General features: G+C 43.8%; 18 protein-coding genes. 11 read left to right on the top strand and 7 right to left on the bottom strand.

The features are described from left to right. Positions 1 to 24: 24 nt before the first annotated feature. Positions 25 to 591, bottom strand: a complete 567-nt coding sequence (locus tag FO440_RS12155; RefSeq protein ID WP_144248539.1) for a papain-like cysteine protease family protein — start codon at positions 589 to 591, stop codon at positions 25 to 27. A 310-nt stretch (positions 592 to 901) separates the two neighbouring features. Here FO440_RS12155 and FO440_RS12150 point away from each other — a divergent pair, with 310 nt between their 5' ends. The 8 genes from FO440_RS12150 (at position 902) to FO440_RS12115 (ending at position 9,970) form a co-directional block, all read left to right on the top strand. Beyond that, positions 902 to 1,468, top strand: a complete 567-nt coding sequence (locus FO440_RS12150; protein ID WP_222103975.1) for an RNA polymerase sigma factor — start codon at positions 902 to 904, stop codon at positions 1,466 to 1,468. Continuing rightward, positions 1,465 to 2,262: a zf-HC2 domain-containing protein gene (locus tag FO440_RS12145; protein ID WP_144248538.1), complete on the top strand. Its 798-nt coding sequence runs from the start codon at positions 1,465 to 1,467 to the stop codon at positions 2,260 to 2,262. The genes FO440_RS12150 and FO440_RS12145 overlap by 4 nt, the downstream gene beginning before the upstream one ends. Positions 2,263 to 2,272: 10 nt before the next feature. Next, on the top strand, positions 2,273 to 3,121 hold the full coding sequence (locus tag FO440_RS12140; protein WP_144248537.1) for a DUF4097 family beta strand repeat-containing protein: 849 nt from the start codon (positions 2,273 to 2,275) through the stop codon (positions 3,119 to 3,121). Between the two features lie 11 nt (positions 3,122 to 3,132). Then, a complete protein-coding gene (locus FO440_RS12135) occupies positions 3,133 to 3,945 on the top strand; it encodes a DUF4097 family beta strand repeat-containing protein (RefSeq protein ID WP_144248536.1) in 813 nt (270 codons plus the stop codon). 22 nt (positions 3,946 to 3,967) lie between these two features. Continuing rightward, positions 3,968 to 6,406, top strand: a complete 2,439-nt coding sequence (locus tag FO440_RS12130; protein WP_144248535.1) for an outer membrane beta-barrel protein — start codon at positions 3,968 to 3,970, stop codon at positions 6,404 to 6,406. A gap of 170 nt (positions 6,407 to 6,576) precedes the next feature. Further along, on the top strand, positions 6,577 to 7,785 hold the full coding sequence (locus FO440_RS12125; RefSeq protein WP_144248534.1) for a hypothetical protein: 1,209 nt from the start codon (positions 6,577 to 6,579) through the stop codon (positions 7,783 to 7,785). Position 7,786: 1 nt separating this feature from the next. Beyond that, positions 7,787 to 9,127 (top strand): Dyp-type peroxidase, encoded by a 1,341-nt coding sequence (locus FO440_RS12120; RefSeq protein ID WP_144248533.1) that lies wholly within the window; start codon positions 7,787 to 7,789, stop codon positions 9,125 to 9,127. Between the two features lie 60 nt (positions 9,128 to 9,187). Next, entirely contained in the window at positions 9,188 to 9,970 is a 783-nt protein-coding gene (locus tag FO440_RS12115) for a carboxylesterase family protein (protein ID WP_144248532.1), read from the top strand. A gap of 55 nt (positions 9,971 to 10,025) precedes the next feature. On the opposite strand, the gene FO440_RS12110 is transcribed toward FO440_RS12115, so the two are convergent. Continuing rightward, a complete protein-coding gene (locus tag FO440_RS12110; protein ID WP_144248531.1) occupies positions 10,026 to 10,532 on the bottom strand; it encodes a cupin domain-containing protein in 507 nt (168 codons plus the stop codon). Between the two features lie 36 nt (positions 10,533 to 10,568). Then, entirely contained in the window at positions 10,569 to 13,532 is a 2,964-nt protein-coding gene (locus FO440_RS12105) for a glycosyl hydrolase (RefSeq protein WP_144248530.1), read from the bottom strand. A 202-nt stretch (positions 13,533 to 13,734) separates the two neighbouring features. Here FO440_RS12105 and FO440_RS12100 point away from each other — a divergent pair, with 202 nt between their 5' ends. Further along, positions 13,735 to 14,100, top strand: coding sequence for a DMT family transporter (locus FO440_RS12100; RefSeq protein ID WP_144248529.1), 366 nt, complete (start codon positions 13,735 to 13,737; stop codon positions 14,098 to 14,100). 277 nt (positions 14,101 to 14,377) lie between these two features. Here FO440_RS12100 and FO440_RS12095 read toward each other — a convergent pair whose 3' ends face one another. The 4 genes from FO440_RS12095 to FO440_RS12080 form a co-directional block, all read right to left on the bottom strand. After that, a complete protein-coding gene (locus FO440_RS12095; protein ID WP_144248528.1) occupies positions 14,378 to 15,223 on the bottom strand; it encodes a class I SAM-dependent methyltransferase in 846 nt (281 codons plus the stop codon). Between the two features lie 60 nt (positions 15,224 to 15,283). After that, a complete protein-coding gene (locus FO440_RS12090; RefSeq protein WP_144248527.1) occupies positions 15,284 to 16,084 on the bottom strand; it encodes a DUF3050 domain-containing protein in 801 nt (266 codons plus the stop codon). 62 nt (positions 16,085 to 16,146) lie between these two features. Then, complete coding sequence (locus tag FO440_RS12085) at positions 16,147 to 16,875, bottom strand: esterase family protein (protein ID WP_144248526.1); 729 nt, start codon at positions 16,873 to 16,875, stop codon at positions 16,147 to 16,149. Positions 16,876 to 16,936: 61 nt separating this feature from the next. Next, the gene (locus FO440_RS12080) at positions 16,937 to 17,635 is read right to left on the bottom strand and encodes a GDSL-type esterase/lipase family protein (RefSeq protein WP_246104213.1); all 699 of its coding nucleotides are present in this window, start codon (positions 17,633 to 17,635) and stop codon (positions 16,937 to 16,939) included. Positions 17,636 to 17,772: 137 nt separating this feature from the next. Between FO440_RS12080 and FO440_RS12075 the strand changes: the two genes are divergently transcribed. Beyond that, positions 17,773 to 18,153, top strand: a complete 381-nt coding sequence (locus FO440_RS12075; protein ID WP_144248525.1) for a hypothetical protein — start codon at positions 17,773 to 17,775, stop codon at positions 18,151 to 18,153. 93 nt (positions 18,154 to 18,246) lie between these two features. Then, positions 18,247 to 19,629 carry a TolC family protein gene (locus FO440_RS12070; protein WP_144248524.1) on the top strand — a complete coding sequence of 461 codons (1,383 nt, stop codon included), beginning with the start codon at positions 18,247 to 18,249 and terminating at the stop codon, positions 19,627 to 19,629. The last annotated feature ends 1 nt before the right edge of the window (position 19,630 follow it).

Genomic DNA, 19,630 nt, shown 5'->3' with positions numbered 1-19,630 from the left:
TCTATTAGTTTTAATGGTTGTACTTTATTTTTTAGCGATGTTGTAATAATCATCCCAATGAGTATAACCCGGCCCGTTAACATAGGCATCATAAGTAACCCATCTTGAAGACCCCTGTCCTACCGGTTCGGGATCGCGGAGATAAACGTAGTTTACATTATTAAAAACGGAATAAGCGCTTATCACCATCATATGGCCGCCACCACCGCTCCAATGCCATGAAAAACAAAATGGCGCACCATGACATGAGATCTGACTTTTTATCTGTTCCCAGCTAAGCGGCGCGTCCGATGTATGATCGGCAGTGAACCCATATTTATCAAACTCGGGCCAGCCTCCGTTATTACAAGCTGCCGGCGTAGGCGAATTACAGCAATTTGACAACCCGAATTGCTTGTTTGCTTCGTCGCATTGCTGCACGGTAACGCCAAAAAAGCCCATTGCCATTTGGCCGCTTGCTGCCCAGCACCAGTTACTTTGCTGTTGCCCTACTACGGTAAGGTTTTGGGAGCCGACATTCGGATCGGGGGTGCAGCATCCGGAAACAAATATTAGCGTAACTGCATAGAATAATGTTCTAAATTGTTTCATAAACTTTAATTCTTATATAATTACGCCTACTCTGCCCAGTTTTCGGCTTCCCTGTTAGATAAGATGACTAACCAATTATTTAATTTATTATAAACAATTAACGGCCAGCACCTTAATACAAAGATATGGTGGCGAATAAGCTGAATCATAGCGTATAAATACGGTATCTTTAAAGTACAATCCCCTGATAGTGCGTAATGATTACTTTAGCAAGGCAATACAACCCATTAAAAAATATTAAATTTCATGTAACGATTTTTGATAACCGGAGTTTCCAATCATATAACACAAATAATTAAACCAAACCTGCTTGAATATACTAACCGATAATGCTTTGATGTTACAGGTAAAAACTGGTGACCTTGACAGGATGAGTTTGCTCTTTGAGCGGCACAACCGCGCATTATTTGGTTTCTTATTTCATATGACACACCGGCGCGAGGCCAGTGAAGATATGGTGCAAAATGTGTTTTACAGGATGCTTAAATACCGGCACACGTTTTCGGCCGATAGCAACTTTACCGGTTGGATGTACCATATAGCCCGCAATGTATTGAAGGACCAGGTAAAAAAACAAGGGATAGCCAACAAGTATGACCACATTGATGATCATGAAGAAAGCATTCCCGGTGGCATATCGGCAGACGAGCATTTGGTTAAAAAGCAATCGCATTATGAATTATATGAAGCAATGCGAAAGTTAAGCGACAGCGACAGGGAGATCTTAACATTGAGCCGTTTCCAGGAATTAAAATATACTGAAATAGGCGAGATCATGGGTATTACTGCCGGGGCCGCAAAAGTAAGGGTACACCGTGCCGTACAAGAATTGAAACAGATCTATTTAAAAAAGGAACTTAAAACAGGAACACAATGAAATGTGAGCAATACAGGGAACTGTTTATAGATTGGAACGATAACACATTGGGCAATGCAGAACAGGCCGAGCTGGAAAAGCACCTTAATGATTGCCCTGCCTGCCGGGAAGAATTTGCCGCCATGCAATTGACCTGGGATGATTTAGGTGAAATAAATACGCCCGAACCTTCGGCAGCAATGCAAGTAAATTTTCAACATATGCTTGACGATTTTAAGCGCTCGGCTGATCAGCAAAGCAAATGGAGCAAACTGACAGACCAGATCAGTCAGCTTTTACAGCTGCGTTTGCCATTGGCTTATTCGCTGTTAATAGTATTAGTTTGTGTTGGAGGTGCCTATTGGTTAAGGCATGACAATAAGGAAGAACAACAATTACAGGCGTTGAACGCGCAGGTGCATGAATTAAAACAAACCATGATGCTGGCCATGTTGGATAATCCTTTAGCGTCTGAACGGATAAAGGCAGTGAGCTACACCAACAATATCAAACACGTTGATAACCGGATAATAAATGCACTGTTTGAAACGCTGAATAACGACCCGAATGTAAACGTGCGTTTAAGTACGTTAGAGGCGCTGGCACAACTGGGTAACCATGCCGAAGTGAGGGCCGGCCTGGTACAAAGTATAAAAACGCAGGACTCGCCGCTGGTACAATCAGCTATTGCTGATGTGATGTTGAAGCTACAGGAAAAGAACTCGGTAAAATCATTTAAAGAACTCTTGAAACAAAAAAACCTTGACCATGGTGTCAGGGATAAGATCAACGAAACGATAACCAAACTCATTTAAAAACAAGCATATGAACAAGTTATTAATACCTGTTTTAACAGGTGCCGGGCTGTGCTTTGCCCAATTATCAGGGTGGGCTCAGGATTACAAAACCCATGTAAGCAAGCAGTTTAATTTTAACAAAGGCGTTGTAGCGGTTTATAACATAGATGGCGCCATAAAAGTAGAAGGCTATGCAGGCGATAAAGTACTCATAGAGATAGATGAAACCATTACCGGCAAAACGTCCCAGGATATTGAAAAAGGCAAACAGGAGTTTAAACTTGGCTTTGATGAAAAAGCCGATAGCCTGATTGCCTACACAGCACAACCTTATGATACCCGTCCCCGTCCGCATTGGGATAATAGTGATAAGAAACGTTATTACTATGTACAGCTTGAATACACCTTAAAAGTACCTTACAATGTAAGCCTGCGCATATCAACCGTTAATCATGGTAATGTCGAAGTTCATGATGTGGCAGGTACATTAAAAGTAAATAATGTAAATGGACCCATAACTATTACCAATGCTAAAGGCACTACCATTGCCAATACGGTTAACGGTGGTATTACGGCAAATTACCTGGCAGTACCTCCTGACGAGTCAAGCTACAGGACCATAAATGGTAAGCTTGAAATAACTTATCCAAAGAATTTTGCCGCTAACCTGCAATTTAAAAGCATGAATGGTGAATTTTTTACAGATTTTGAAGACACCAGTTTTTTACCTACGCAAGTAATAGTCACCAAAAATAAGAACGAAGGTGGCACGGAATATAAACTAAATAAAGACACCCAGATCAAACTGGGCGCCGGGGGCAAATTATTTAAGTTCGAAACGCTTAACGGCAATATTTATATCAAAAAACAATCTTAAATTTCAGAAAAATGAAAGCAATTAAATTTACAGGATTTATCCTTGCAGCTATATTAAGCAATACCCGCCTGATGGCACAGGAGCAGCAGTTGGTTGTGCCGCTAAGCGACCCGGGCAAAGCATATAAACTAAACGTAGGCCTTACAAGCGGCTCAATTAAAGTAAGCGGTTACGATGGCAAGGACGTAGTTATTGACGTTACAGGAGCACCTGAGCGTAATAAAAATCAGCATGAAACAGAAAACGGGATGAAACGGTTAAGCGGTGGCCAAAATGTGGCAGTTAATGCACGTGAAAAAAACAATGAAATAAATGTTGAGGCAGAGAACATGAAAACAGTTAGTCTGGAACTAAAGGTGCCCAAAAACGCCACCAGTATCAAACTATCGACAGTTAACAATGGCAATATCAACGTAAACGATGTAAGCGGCGCGCTTGAAATACAAAACGTTAACGGTTTTATCAGCGCCCTCAATATTTCAGGGTCTGTTGTGGCTAATACAGTTAACGGAAAAGTGTTGGTCACTTTCAAAAATATGGACCCCAAAGCAGCCATGGCGTTCAGCACACTTAACGGCAATGTTGATGTAACCTTCCCGGCAAGTTTAAAAGCTAACTTTAAGATAAGGTCAGACCAGGGGCAGGTTTATAGCGATTTCGATATGGTAGGTGATTCGTCGCACCCCAAAGCGACTAAAACTGCGAAGGATGGCATGTACCGTTTAACTATTGAAGACTGGATATATGGCAAGGTCGCCGGCGGCGGCCCTGAAATATTGATGAAGAACATGAACGGTAATATCTACCTGCACAAAACTAAATAACAGAGGTCTAAGCTCGTTCATCATGAAAACTTTTATAGCGGTTTTAACTACCGCCTGGGCATGCTTTGTCTTTAATTTTGCCAACGCTCAAATAACCGGCCATGTAGTAAACGGCCATAATAAAGGGGTTAACGGCGCTACGGTGATGTTGTTAACCGCAAAAGACTCGGCAGTGGCAAAACCCGCCGTAACCCTTGCTGATGGCAGTTTTAGTTTTACACCCGTAAAAGGTGGTTTGTACAGGGTAAACATTAGCACTGTTGGTTACCAAAATTACAAAGGAGCAATTTTTAATGTGGGTGACAAGGCGGTTGTATTGCCGGTTATTGTTATTGAAGACACAAGTAAAACTTTAAAAGAGGTGGAAGTAGTGGCCAAAAAAGCTTTCATTGAACAAAAGATCGATCGTACTGTGGTGAATGTGGGCACATCTATTTCAAATACCGGTGCAAACGCGCTCGAGGCTTTAGAAAAAGCGCCGGGCGTAACAGTTGATGATAACGGCCAGATCAGCTTAAAAGGAAAAAGCGGGGTCCTGGTGTTGATTGATGACAGGCCTACTTACCTGTCAGGCGAAGACTTGGCTAACTATCTGAAAGCAATGCCTGCCTCACAACTTGACCAGATCGAACTGATGTCAAACCCGCCGGCTAAATATGACGCCTCGGGCAACTCGGGTGTGATCAATATCAAAACAAAAAAATCAAAGATCAGGGGGTTTAATGGTTCATTTGCGGCAAGCGCCGGCAAAGCTCAATACTGGCGCACGCTTGAAAGCCTAAACCTTAATTATCATACGGGTAAAACTAACTGGTTCGCGTTAGCCGGTTATGGTATTCAGAAAAATTACCGCAGGTTAGACGTTGGCCGTACTTACCTGGATGCTGATCATAATGTCACATCGTCTTATTCTGAATTAGCCTACTTCCATCCCGTTAATTATAACCCCAACTTAAAGATGGGGATGGATTATTATTTATCGCCAAAGACAACTATCGGTTTTGTACTAACCGGCACCTTGTCGTCAGGCGATAACTACAACCCTGTTAGTAGTGTACTACAGGATAATGCAGGGCGTATTGATTCGCTCATTACCTCTAAAAACGATTCGCACACCAAAAATTACAGCGGCGGCATCAATCTTAATTTCAGCCATCAATTTGATAGTTTAGGTAAGGTTTTAACATTCGACCTGGATTATTTAAAGTATAACAATAACCGCGATCAAACCTTTTTTAACAACACCTATAACAGCGCGGGTATGCTGGGTGGTGTACAGGATATAACAGATCACCTGCCTGCAAATATTAATATTTACGCGGCAAAAACTGATTATGTACAGCCCTTACCCGGCAAAGCCAAATTATCCTTCGGTTTAAAGGCCAGTTATGTAAACACCGATAACTCGGCCAATTATTTTAATATAATAGACAATGTCAGCGTAGTAGATAATAACAATACCAACCGCTTTCTTTATCGCGAAAACATAGATGCAGCTTATGCCGGCTATAACCAGGAGTTTAAACGCTTCACACTACAGGCAGGTTTGCGCGTAGAACACACCAATGTTAATGGTCACCAGTTGGGTAATGCCCAGGCTCCTGATTCTTCATTTACCCAACATTATACAGGCCTGTTCCCTACCACTTATTTGTTATATAAATTAGATAGCGCGGGTTCAAATACGCTAAAATTAAGCTATGGTAGACGTATTGACCGGCCTTATTACCAGGACCTGAACCCTTTTAAAACCATCCTTGATAAGTACAGTTCGTTTGAGGGCAATCCATTTTTGAAACCACAATACTCTTCCGACTATCAATTGATGTATAGTTACAAAAGCATTTTTTCTGCAGGTGTTGAATACAACCCTACTTACGATTACCAGGTAGAATATGATTCGCAACGGGGATCTACCTTTTCTGCAACCAGTATAAATTTAGGGAAGCGGGTTTTTATGGGTTTGGAAGTTAACCTGAACCTTGACCCGGTAAAATGGTGGAATTTTAGTTTACATACAGAACTTAACCGCACCAGTTACCAGGGCCAGCTTATCGGTTCTTATTTAAACAACAGTTCAACCTATTGCTATCTGAGCAATAACAACCAGTTCGACCTGTCAAACGGCTGGAATGCAGAAGTATTTACCTTTTATCTATCCCCGACAAGGGATGCGCAATTTACCCACGTTTTCCGCGAGCAAACCAATGTCGGCCTTTCCAAAAAGATCCTTAACAACAAAGCAACAGTCAAATTATCCGCAAGGGATATCTTCCGCGCTAATTTTTCCGGCGGTAATATCACCAACATCCCTAACGTAATTGCCACTTATCATAATGATTTTTCAAACCGTTCGGTAACACTTGGGTTTACATACAATTTCGGTTCAAATAAAAATGACAAAAAGAAACCCGATACCAATAACGCGGCCGACGATGAAGCCGGCAGGGTACGTAATTGATCGGCCCGATCTTACAGAAGGTATAAATCAGTAAAATAACCGGGCTGTCAACCATTAATGCGTGACAACCCGGTTATTTATTATTGTAATTAAAAGTCTTTGTTGGATATTATTTTTTTATCTACCTTGTACTTATGCAATAATTTGATTTGCAAACCTTTACCAAACCAATGCAAACCGTATTAACCATTGTTACTGCAATTGAACCTGCCCGCAGAAACGAGCTGGAAACGATATTAGGTGAAATACAAAAAGACCTGTACGGCAACAGCTATATCCCGTTTGCAAAACTCAGCCTGCTCCATTTTGCAAGTTTTGTTATTATTGAAACCCCTGCCGCAGAACCGCTTTTGGTATTTGAAAACAACTTTGACGGCGACCTGTCGGCTTACCTTGACGAATTACTAAGTGTTGCCAGGAACGGTATTGATCAGATCTACAATTGTTGTAAAGGCTATGATCCGGCAAATGGCAAAGCATATTTTACGGCACATACCGTACTTCCTAACGCTTACCATATTGGCAATACCGGCCGTAAGGCAAAAGACATTGCTAACAACCGCCAATTAAGGCTAACACTACAGGATCATCTTGATGGATTACAACTCACGTCGCTATCAGAAACAGCACTTAGAAAAGATATTCAGTCATACACAGGCACGCTTGACTCCGCTTTATCCTCGCCGTTGCCGTCACATCAAACCTGGATACAAAAAGTCATGCCGTGGGTAACCCTCGTGCTGTTCGGCATTGTATTTATCGCGTTGTTACCTATTGACCTGATCGCGGTGATCATACTTCGTTACAAAGAAAACCACGATGCCTCTGATACCGCGCCCGAAGACCCTAACCAGGTTGGCAAATTAATGGAAAACGAGAACCAGATAGCACAGAACCATTTAGCCAGTATCACCGCCATAAAACCCGGCTGGTTCAGGCTTAACTTATTGCGCTTTACGCTGTTTGCTGTTAACCTGCTTGCCCGCATCTCAAACAAAGGCAAACTTAGCGGCATACCTAGCATTCATTTTGCGCATTGGTCAATTATCGATAATAAGCAGCTTTTATTCCTAAGTAATTTTGACGGGAGCTGGGCAAGCTACCTTGATGATTTTATAGATAAGGCCAGCCACGGATTAACGGCTGTATGGAGTAACACCGTGGGCTTTCCAAAAACACGGTTTTTGATACTGGATGGCGCGACTGACGAATTTCGTTTTAAAGCTTACGCCAGGGGTATGCAGGTCCCCTCGCTGGTTTGGTACAGCGCCTACCCTGATCTAACCGTTCAAAATATCGACAAAGACAGCAAAATAAGAGAACAAGTATTAACTGATATTTCTGAAGAAGAAACCAAAACCTGGCTTAAACTTTTTTAACATGGCGATATTAGACTTTCAGGATATACAAGGTTTTATACTCACCTCATACGCCGGCAACATGCCCTGTGCAAATTACCTGTTGCTGAAGATCAACGAGGCGGCGGCTTGCCGGAAATGGCTGAAAGAAATTTCAGGCAGCATTACCACTGGTGTAGACCGAAAAAGTGACTTCGCGCTTAACATTGCTTTTACAGTTACAGGGTTGGCGGCTTTGGGTTTTAAAGAGCCGGACCTACAGACATTTTCCGTTCCTTTCCAGGATGGAATGAGCACAAAGATCCGTCAACAATTATTAGGTGACAATGGTGATAGCGACCCGGGTAAATGGGCCTGGGGTAACGACACTAACCCGGTAGACATTTTATTGTTATTGTTTGCCAAAGACGAAACAGAACTTGCCCTTCAGCGTAAAAAAATAGATGATGGCATTGCTGTAAACAGTGGGGTCAAACTGGTGACCGCATTAGCAGCCGGCCGGCAGCCTGACTCGAAAGAACATTTTGGTTTCCTGGATGGCATTGGCCAGCCGGTTATTGAAGGTACCGGGCGCGAAGCCAAACAGGCCGATCGTACCGGCCACGCAACGGTGGTAAAAGCCGGCGAATTTATTCTTGGCCACGAAAACGAAATGCTGATGCCTGATCCGCTTCCGGCAGGGCCCGGCCTTCCCGATTTCGGCCTGAATGGCACCTACCTTGTGTTTCGACAGCTTGAACAGCACGTGCACAAATTCTGGCAATACGTGCGTGAAGCTGCACCGGCAGACCCTGATCGCCTTGCTGCAAAGATAGTTGGGCGCTGGAAAAGCGGTGCGCCCCTTACAGAGTACCGGGATAAAGACCCTGAAACTGCACCCGCTGTCAACCAGGAAAACAATTTTAGTTTCGCTGCTAAAGATCTGGATGGTTTCGGATGCCCGGTTGGCGCGCATATCCGCAGGACCAACCCCAGGGATTCTTTGTTTGACGACCCTGAAGTTTCCTTGCGCACCCTTAAACGGCACCGCATTATCCGCCGTGGAAGGTCATACGGCGACAAATCGGCCGACGTATTTGTCGACGACGGTAAAGAACGGGGGCTGCATTTTATCTGCTTAAACAGCAATATTGAAAGGCAGTTCGAGTTTGTTCAGCAAAGCTGGTCAAATAATCCTTCGTTCAGCGCGCTCAATAATGAAACTGACCCGCTTATCGGCCCTCGCAATGATGGCAACGTGTTTAGTATACAGGGCTGCCCTGCACGCACACGCGTTCATAACCTGCCGGAATTTGTAACAACCAAAGGCGGTGCCTATTTTTTTATGCCGGGTATTAAAGCATTGCAAGCTATTTCAGGGTAAATGGGATACATTAATTAAAAAATAAAAATTAGCTTTATATAACCATCTATTAAAACCATTATGAAGATTTCCCGACCTACACGCAGTGTTGTTAGTTGTTTTGTATTTTGTTTATTGGCCTTAAACAGCTTTGCACAGCGCGAGCGTTTTACGGCTAAAAAATTTGTAGACAAAGCCGGTGACACCCTGCGCTACTGCATTCTTGACCCCGACGGGGACACGCTGCGCAGTACACCCCTGGTGATATTTTTGCATGGCAGCGGAGAACGCGGGTTGGACAACCAGGCACAGCTAAAATGGGGCGTTATGAACTTTGCTACCGACCAAATGATGGCCATGCACCCCGCTGTTGTTATAGCACCGCAATGCCCACCGAACGAACAATGGGCCAATGTGTCGCGGACCAAGGGTAGCGTTAAAGGCACCCTCAATGCCCAACCCAGTAAATCAATGCAGGCCTTGCGCGAATTAATAGATCAGGTGATTAAAACGCAGCATGTAGATCCCAAGCGCATTTATATTACCGGCTTAAGCATGGGCGGTTTCGGAACGTTCGACGCGTTGGAACGTTATCCAGACCTGTTTGCCGCAGCATTGCCTGTTTGCGGTGGCGGCGATGCAAGCAAGATCAGCATAGCCGCGCACGTACCGATGTGGATCTGCGCCGGTGCGGATGACCCGACCGTAAACAACCAATACTCTTTTGACATGGTGACCGAGTTACGCAAAGCAGGCGCACGGCCGGGATTTACGCTTTACCCGGAAACAGGCCACCTGTCATGGCTGTCTGTTTATAGTGATCCACATATTATGGAGTGGTTATTCAGTCAGTCTAAGAAATAACAAATTCGTCAAGTATAAAACAAGAAACCCAACCTTAATAGTTGGGTTTCTTGTTTTATACATTATCCAGATAATCCGGCGGAAAAACCTGCTGCTTATATTTTTCGCCAAGCGCCTGCATTTTTTTAAGATAATTGGCATCCACTTGTACGGGTGGTAACAAAACGCCATTTTCTGTAGGACGACCGGCTTCCATAAAAAAGGCTTCTAAACCGGCTGGTACTACCACGCAAAGCATTTTGGCTACCTGGTCGCTTTTATTTTTAAACTGATGAACGATACCTCCCTTAGGAATGGTAACAAACGAACCTTTTTTGGCTATATAAGTTCCGGCTTCTGATTTTACTTCGACCTCGCCCTCGGTCACATAAAAAGATTCCTGGAAATCAGGGTGCGCATGCGGGCCTGGGCCACCACCAGGCGGGATCAAAAAATCCATAATAGCAAACTCATTATTGGTTTGTTTGCCCGTTACCAACATGCGGTAAGTATTGCCTGCCATAGAAACACTTTCGCCTTCGGTTGGGCCGGTAACCACCGGTGCGGGTTTTGAATTTTCCATTTTGTTTTTTTCGTTTGATCAAATATCGGCAGAAAATCAATCCTTTGCAGTATATACCTTAACCGGACCAAGCAAGCCGGACTCCAGCAAAGGTGTATTTACGTTCAGCATATCAAACCTGAAAACCTCGTGTGTTTTGGTAAGTCTTTTATCTACAGGCAAACTCAGGTCATGTACTACCCGGTTAGCCCATAAATTGATTACATCCACCTGTAAAATATTGCCGGTTGGTTTTACAGCGCCGGTAATTTCAACACGCCATGGGGCACACCATAAAACGCCCAGTTTTTTTCCGTTCAGGCGCACTTCTGCCACATCTTTGACATCACCCAGATCAAGAAATAGCCTCTTGGATTTACGCATTTTCTTATCTGCATTATTTTTCAGGTCAAAGGATTTTGTATAGGTTGCTGTACCCGAATAGTATTTAATACCATCTTCAGGCCGTTTTGTCCAACTGATCAGTTCAGGAAATTGCGCCTTAGCCGGACCACCCCATTGCGAGTCGAACGCGGCTGTCCACGAGCCTTCCAGTTTTTCAAACTCTGCAAGCTGTGGAAAATTCTTTTCAGAAGCCCCTTTAGCATTCACAGCAATTGGTTTACGGAATACCACAAAATAAGAACTGAACGCGTCCATTTCAAGAGGTAAAGTGGTAGCGCCGTTTGTTTGCTCAAAAGATTTTGCCGTTATAGATTTACCAGATACCGCGTCCCAGATCTCGGGTTGTTTGCCCGAAACACGGAAAGTAAAGCTGCGTGTTTGATGCTGATTGGTGCGGTTGATCACAAAATAAATTTCAGCATTACCGCTTGTGCGGTGGATATAATCAAACTGATCAGAATTTTCGGTTTGCCCTGTAAAAGAAAAGTCAGGCGAAACGCCGTCAGCAAGCAGGATCTCTTTTGGTGTTTTACCCCATATTATACGCCCTTTGCCTAACTTGCGCTCGGTACGGGTTTTACCATCCAGATTGCCCCAGATCTCAGCAGCTATTTTTTTCACCTCGGTATCGCACTCCGGGTAATTTTTTAATTCGGCCGACATACCCGGCGGTGCGCCAACCACTGTCGCGCCCATCATGATCAACTCTTTAAGTTTTTTAATTACAGGTAATGACATTGCGGTTGACTGATCAGAAGATACCGATAAGCCCTGGTAGCCGCCCACCTCCTTAGTAATTTCAGGCACCGGCGATACGCAATTTTGCAATACTAGGAGTTTATAATTCATTCCATCAGGCAATGTAATCCGCCCGTTTTTTACGGTCATCCTGGTCAGTAATACTTCCGGGTTACTGTAGTCGCAATCATAGCCCGGGCCGAGTGTTGGGATATTATATTTAGGCGGTGCCAATAATGGCGGTCTTTCGCCCAGGTAAAAACAAACATCAGCAACAAAATTACCCTGCTGCAGCATGTACTGGCAACGCGACAGGTAACTAAAAAATGCAGGCGATTGCTCCCACCAGGTAATGTTCGGGGTAAAATGCTGCCCTGCACAATATTCATAACCCGGTTTACCGTCTGATGGCGGCTGACAGGTAGCCGCATGCAGCATGAAGCGGTTTATCCCCTCACAAAATGCGTCATTGGCATAGGGTTTCAAATCGTACGGACCAAGCGTCCAGTGTGTACCATCTCTTTCCTGTTCGGTGAAGGCTTCTGCTTCGGCCTGCCGCTTGCCATACACATGGGCGGCGGTTGCGGTTTGTTTAAGGTTGAGGCGTTCTCTGCGGTCCTTATTATAGCCATCGGGGGCGTTACGGGTACCGTTTACCCAAAATTCGCCGGCAACAATGTCGCAATGGCCGAAGTTTTTCAGTACATCCTGCGGTGGGATATCATTTGGCCCGCCTGCTTCGTTGCCAACCTTCATGCCGTTTTTATGGCATAACTCTTCAAAATGTCCGTAATAATTCTCGGCGATGCAATCCTGTATAGTACGGTCAAAGTCTTCGCGAAACCGTGCCGATACATCTGCATTAACAACGTTATACCCCGCCAAAACAGGCATATCGGCTTTCAGGTCGTATCCTCTGAACCTTTTAAACTGGTTGGCAAAATCCTGTGTCCAGGTTAATTTGCCGCACTCCCAGCTATCAGACCATAAGTAATCTATGTGGCCTCCTGCTTTTTTGGCTTCGGCAATCACCGTTTTGCCTAAATGATCAAAATAATCGTCTAAAGCTGCTACGCTTAAATAGTCTATCTCGTAGCCTTCGCCACCTTTAAAAGTATCTCCTTCGGGATAAGCTTTCCACTTGCTCCACGCAGCGCCTGTTAAAGTGTATCCGGTCCGCAAGATCACCCAGTTCCCGGCAGGTACATCCCATTCAAAGTGGCCTTTAGCGCCTAATTTAGAGGTTAACTCAATGATATCTTTTGGATCGATCTGCTTGCTGCCATCCGTTACCCGGAATGCCTGCACCATGATATCATGGTAATAGCCTTCTACAACTTCCGGCTGCGGCAATGTGCCCGAAAACTTTACAGGGCCTGCAACTTTCATTTCGGCGGATACTACTTTTTTCATGGCGTGATCCTGGGTTACAGATGGCCCCATCATTGTCCATCCCCCGGCCATGTTAAAGCCTATTTCAATATGCAGCCTTTTGGCTTCCCTGATGGCATGACGGAACAGCGCGCGCCATTCTTCGCCCAGCCATTTTACACCCGGAAGCGGTTCTTTCCCCGCGTATCCGCCATTACAGATCAGGTTTACCCCACTTATCCCCTTGGCTTTAAACTGTTCCAGGTCGCGTGTAATGCCTTCTTTGGTTACCCGGTTATAAATCCAAAACCAGTATACTCTTGATTTGGCAGAATCAGGCGGCGTGTGGAATAAATTCAACAAGGTATCTTTTGCTAAACCATTTTTATTGATCCGTTTTTTAACTTGTTGTGCGTGACTGACTGTAACGGTACCTAAAATGAAAACCAGGATTACAAATAACTTTCTGTTTACGAAAAACCTTGTATTTAGGGTCTTATTGGTCATGTAATTATATATTTTAACGCTCCTATTTTTTTTAGGCTGATAACAAAGAGTATTTCGCAAATTATATTTTAGCCTAAATATAACCGTCCTGTACAGTCTGTTGGATCTGCGTCAGGCTGTAACCACATCTCAATTACTTAACAATTAATATATACCTGACTAATATCCCCCGTTTATTTTAGGCAAGTTTAATTGTAGCTATTTGGCCTGGATATACATCATTATTGCAGCAATACTGGAAGCCGCGTGGACCTACTGCGTTAAGTTCTTTAAATTCAGTGATTTTAAGCTGCTTACCTGGGCCAATTTCTACACCTTGCCCGGGTTGGCTATACTGGCACCTATAACCGGTTATCTTTTGTTTGGATTGGCAAACGCCTGGTTCTTCTCATTGGCAATTAAACAAATACCAACCGCCATGGCATTTGCTGCATGGACCGGAGCCAGTATTATCATGATCAAACTTGCGGATACTTTGATTTTTCGCGAACCTACCTCTTGGCCGGAGATATTTTTCATGCTGCTGATCATGATAGGTATTATGGGGCTTAAATTTGCTGCTTCTTAAATGCCTTTCAAAGGCAGCCACCTGACAAGTTAATTTGTCGACGTATGTACGCCCTGTATTTACAGTTAAATACTTATTTCAAAACAAATCATTTTCAGACACGTTAACTTATCCTGATCATTAAAAATTAAACAGGTAAAGTATATGTCGGTAAGGGATAGAAGATATGAAAATACGCTCCAATTTATTTTTGGCGGGGTCATTACCCTGGCTATATTTTTTTCTCTAATTCAACATATCTTTCCCCGGCATAAAATGCCTCGCATAACAGCTTATATTACTTCTCTGCGTAAATGATCCTGGCGCTGTAATCCAGGAAAACATTGTCCGGCGTATATCGTTGGTGTAATGTATTAAATACCTCTTCTTTTATTTTAGCTTTTAGTTCATTATCGGCTTTACCAAGTGCGGCAACTATCGGGGCACCAACTTCTGTATGAAAACTCCAGTAAACATCCGCAGTCCCTATTAAAAGCTTTTCGTCCATTTCTTTTTCCAGTATATTTTTAGCGCCCGCATTGCTTAATAAATCAGCTATCAAACCGGGCTGCGCACAACGAAACATACCGGGCGCACCTGCAGGTGGTACGGGCAACTGCATATTTTTATTGATTGTGGACATCATTGCTGTTACCCAGAAGTTTTTTTCAGGCGCGTTCCACACAGAGGTTGCAACCCTGCCACCAGGTTTTAAAACCCGCATAATCTCTTTTGCGGCAAGGTCCATCTCCGGGAAAAACATAAAGCCCATCCGGCAGGTAACCGCGTCAAAAGTGTTATCAGCAAAAGGGAGCGCAGAAACATCGCATACAAATGTTTCAATATTTTTCAGGCCACCGTTAACTGCATTCTCAGCTGTTATTTTAAGCATTTCTTCTGCCAGGTCGGTGAGTACCACCTTACCGTTAGGTATCATTGCGGCTATGCTCAATCCCGGCTCACCAGTGCCTGTGGCGATATCAAGAATTGTTTCACCGTCTTTAGGTTTGATCTGGCTGATCATTTCATCACCAAAAGGCTTCAGAAACCTCATGGTCAGTTCATCCCACTTTTTCCATCCTGCAGAAAACTTGTTCCAGCTATCTTTTTGCTGATCGCGTATTTGTTGTGATTCTGCGTTCATTAGCTTGTTTATTAATAACCCGGATATAAATAAAGTTATTAATAATTGCCATGAAAACAACTAATTAAAAAGGGGGGCCGGTTCTTTTTTCAGCAGTTGGATATCTTCGTAAATACCATCCCATAAACCGATGCGCTTTTGCAAAGCGTTTATGGAGGCTTCTGTAGCTTCCTGCCATTTCTGTTCATCATCGCCGCACAGCTCTGTGGTCATTTCGGTTGCCAGATGGCTGTGGTGTCCCCCATCTACTTCGATGTGGCGTTCAAGATAATAATTGAATTTGGCAACCTGCTGCGGAAATTTATGGTTTAGATCCTTAACTATCTCGTGGAACATATCGGGGATCAGGTCTTCGCGGCCATAAGTAAAAGCTGCAGCCTGCATGTGGGCCTTGCCCCTATTGATGGTATCGAAAGTATAATTTACAAAATCCCTAACCGCATCCAGCGTCTGTGCAGCATCAAAGGCCTTATCAAGGCTTTTAGTATCCTGCAAAACTGTTACAAATTGGTTAAACGCGATAGTTGATGCATTACATTGCGCCATCGCGTTCAGGTACATTTCATAATGGCTCATCCGTTCACCAGTTTCATCTACATCTGATTCTTCGCCCGCTACAATTTCATTGATCAAATAACGCGTACCGGCTGAGCCTACCGGGAACCATGGCACCTGCGTACAGGTAAGATTGATCTGTAATGCTTTAAGCAGCGACATAAAATCCCATACGGCATAAATATGGTGTTCCATAAATATACGCAGGTCTTCAAGGCTGTTAATGGCATTATAAACCGGGTGGTTAATTAATTGTTCTCTATATGGGGCTATTGCTTGTTGTAATTTACTGATCTTATCGTTCATCGCGGGCTCTTTTTAGCGCCGCAAATATAGTGGTTTAGCCTTACGGCGATGAATATAATACCTTATAAATAAAGCTGCACCATTTTTTTCCACGAGCGTGGCTTGTGTGCAAAATTATCCCAGATGTAAAACTGATGCGGAATTGATTTATCCCAAAGCGACTGGCTAAATTCCTGGTTAGAGATCAGGAACGGGTCTGTCTCGCCTACTGCCAGAGTAATTTCCAATCGACGCAAAGCCTGCAATTGTGCATCGTCATGTACATTGGCAATGTATTGCTGGGGCATATTAAAATAGATATCCTCATTATGATACCCATCAAAAAGATCGCGGAAAGAATGTATCTGGCGGCCGAGATCATAACGCCCGCTCATGCATACAACCTTATTGAATAGTTGAGGATGTTTAAAAGCGATATTAGCGGCATGATAAGCGCCCATGCTGCAGCCGGCAGCTTCCAGATCATTAGCCGGATTTTTTTCTCGCATCAGCGGCAGTACCTCATGCAAGATGTATTGTTCATATTGGATATGACGATAGATACGTGAGGCCGGATGTACCCATCCGTTATAAAAACTTTCGGCGTCTACACTGTCCACACAAAAAATTTGCAGTTCGCCATTTTCTATGCGATCGTGTAAGGCTCCGATAACTCCCCAGTTCTCATAATCATAGAACCGCGCCATTCTTGTGGGGAAAAACAATACCGCCCTGCCGGCGTGCCCAAATATCAGCAGCTCCATGTCCCGCTGCAACCGCCCGCTATACCACTTATGATATTCTCTGTTCATTTAGCTGCGGTTATTTGCCCGAAAGATCATTATACTGTGTTAATTGAAGATCAAAAAACCATTAAGTATGCATATTTAGCTGCCTTTGTATCACAGACTTCCAAACCTCATATCCTTTAGGGCTCAGGTGCAACCCGTCATCCATGAAATAATCTATTCGGGGGCGTCCGTCGTCGCCCAGCATTGAGCTAAAAATATCTATGGTTTGCCAGTTTGGCCAGTTCTCATTGATCTCGGTAGCTATGATCAGGTTGGTGAACTTAAATTGTTCTATCAGGTGCCAGCGGCTTAAGCTTGGTTTTAACGAGATAAAATAACAGGGTATCGGGCCAAACCGTTTTTGAACCCTTGCTGCTATGTCCCGAAAAAAAATAAAAATCTCTTCAGGGTGCCTGCCATCGCCAAGGTCATTATCGCCGGCATAAAGAACCAGTCTTTTAGGTTGATAACCGGTCATTACCCGTTCAAAAAACCAGGCACAGGCGGCCAGGGTAGATCCGCCAAACCCAAGGTTAACGGGGCGGAGTTCCTTAAAATCATTTTCAAGATCAGTCCATAACCTGATTGACGAACTGCCATAAAACAGTGTCTCAGGCTCATCGGTTGTTTCCGCTCGGCGGTGTTCTAAACGCTTTATTTCATGTTCATACCAAAACATACCTTGTGTATTGTTAACCTTCTCAAACCTAAATAAATGATTTGAAAATAAAAGCTTTTTCACCCGTAAAAGGGCTGTTTTTATGATTATTAAGAGTTTCATAATTTATGTGTCAAAACTACACCCCGCAAGCCGCTATATCAGCTAAAAAAAATAAGATTTTGCAATTTTGCTGTTACAAATACACAGGCTAAACATTTTTCAGCAACTTTGGCTATACTATTGCGTTAACTACGGAAATGTCCGCACTAAAACTTAAATACATTTTGGTTTTTGCCATGCTTATGGTGGTAGCAAAACCGTTTGTAGGTTTTAGTTTACGTTATCAGCATTATTTTGAATCTACCCATCACCGCAGTCCGAATATCCTGGTAAAATCATTTACCAAGCGCAAACAAGAGTATGCGGACGAGCATGAATCAAACATCTCAAAAATACAGCAACGGCTTGCCAACCCCGTTTTACCATTGGTGCTGATTTTAGCATTTGCTATTGCTTTATTTTTACCCGCACTGTTCAGGTTTGTTAAAAATACCACTCAGGGTATCTTAACTGCCATCCGTTACAGCCTTACCCCGCCCGAGCAATTGTATTTGCTCGGCGGCAAGCTCACTATTTAAAGTTTTTCTCCTCTCCACAATAATTGCGTAAACGCCTGATGGGCGATCTTATGCACCTGTCATTCCATTTTAATTTTTACTAAACATTAAAAAATGCGCTATTTAAAATATAAGTGCATAGTAGTATTATGCTTTTGTGTAGTTACCACTTATGCACAGCAAAATGCCCCGCTAAGTTTAAAGGCATTGCTTAATACTGTCGATCAAAAAGCGCCGGCTTTACTGGCCGATTCGGCAGCTATCAGCATAAAACAAGCCCAGGCTACCGAAACTCGTAACGCCTGGCTGCCTAACCTCAAATTAAATTACCAGGCCGATGTTGGTACCAACAACAATGTGGCCGGTCCTTATTTTGGCTTTGGTACAGTACCTTCAAACTCAAGCGGTGTACGGGCCGAAAGCAAAACCAACGCCGCACTGGTTAACCTGGGCATTGCCGCGTTTGATTGGGAAGCCTATAACTTTGGCGCCTATGCCGCGCAAAACAAAGTAGCAAGTTCTGATATCGCTGTCGAGCAAAACCAGTTTCAACGATCTAAATACCAGCTGCAGGCTTATACCATTGGCGGTTACCTGCAACTCATGCGTTTGCTGGATTACCTGGCTATCCAATCGCGCAATATACAGCGCAATGAACAGATCAGGCGGTCCATACAATCGCTGGCCAAAAGCGGTGTTCGCCCGGGTGTGGATACCAGCATTGCAGAAGCCGAACTTTCAAAGGCTCGCTTAAATTACATCGAACTGGATAATCAGCTTAAACAAACGCAGCTGCAACTATCAGCCATTAGCGGACTGCCGTATCAAACTATCGTACCTGATACACTGGCAGGTACCAAACTAATAGGCGAAGCAAACCCGCCATTCGCGTTTAATGCGGATACGGCTAACCATCCGTACATTAACTACTACAAGGCCATAGTACAAAATAGCAGGCAGCGCGAAGACCTGGTAAAAAAACAGTACAACCCTAAAATACTGATCGAAGCCGCCGCCTGGGGCCGTGGTTCAAGCATTGAGAACGATAAGTTTGGCAGCCTGGCCAATGGCTGGGGTTTTGACCGGAACAATTACCTGGTGGGTGTAGGTGTATCATACAACCTGTTTGACCTGCGTCGCAGGCAATTAAAGCTGCGCACCCAACAAACCGCCACAAACTATGCCGCGAAACAACTGGATGAACAAAAATCGCTATTGGCCCTAAGTGTTAACCAGGCCGATGTGGAGTTAAATACCGCTAAACAACGTTTACAGGAGATTCCTAATCAATTAAAAGCCGCTGCCGCGGGCTACCGCCAAAAGCTTTCCCTGTATAAAAGCGGGCTTACTGATATTATTGAATTGAATGCGGCCCTGAATATCCTGTACCGCGCCGAAACAGATTATGCACAGGCTAAATATGCCTATACCAGCGCGCTGTTCCAAAAGGCTATTACAGGCAACCAGCTACCCTCTATTTTAAACTTATTAAATTAAT

This window comes from Mucilaginibacter corticis (assembly GCF_007558865.1).
Lineage (GTDB): Bacteria > Bacteroidota > Bacteroidia > Sphingobacteriales > Sphingobacteriaceae > Mucilaginibacter > Mucilaginibacter corticis.
The sequence above is the reverse complement of the archived record's forward strand: the minus strand, read 5'-3'. Positions and strand labels throughout refer to the sequence as shown.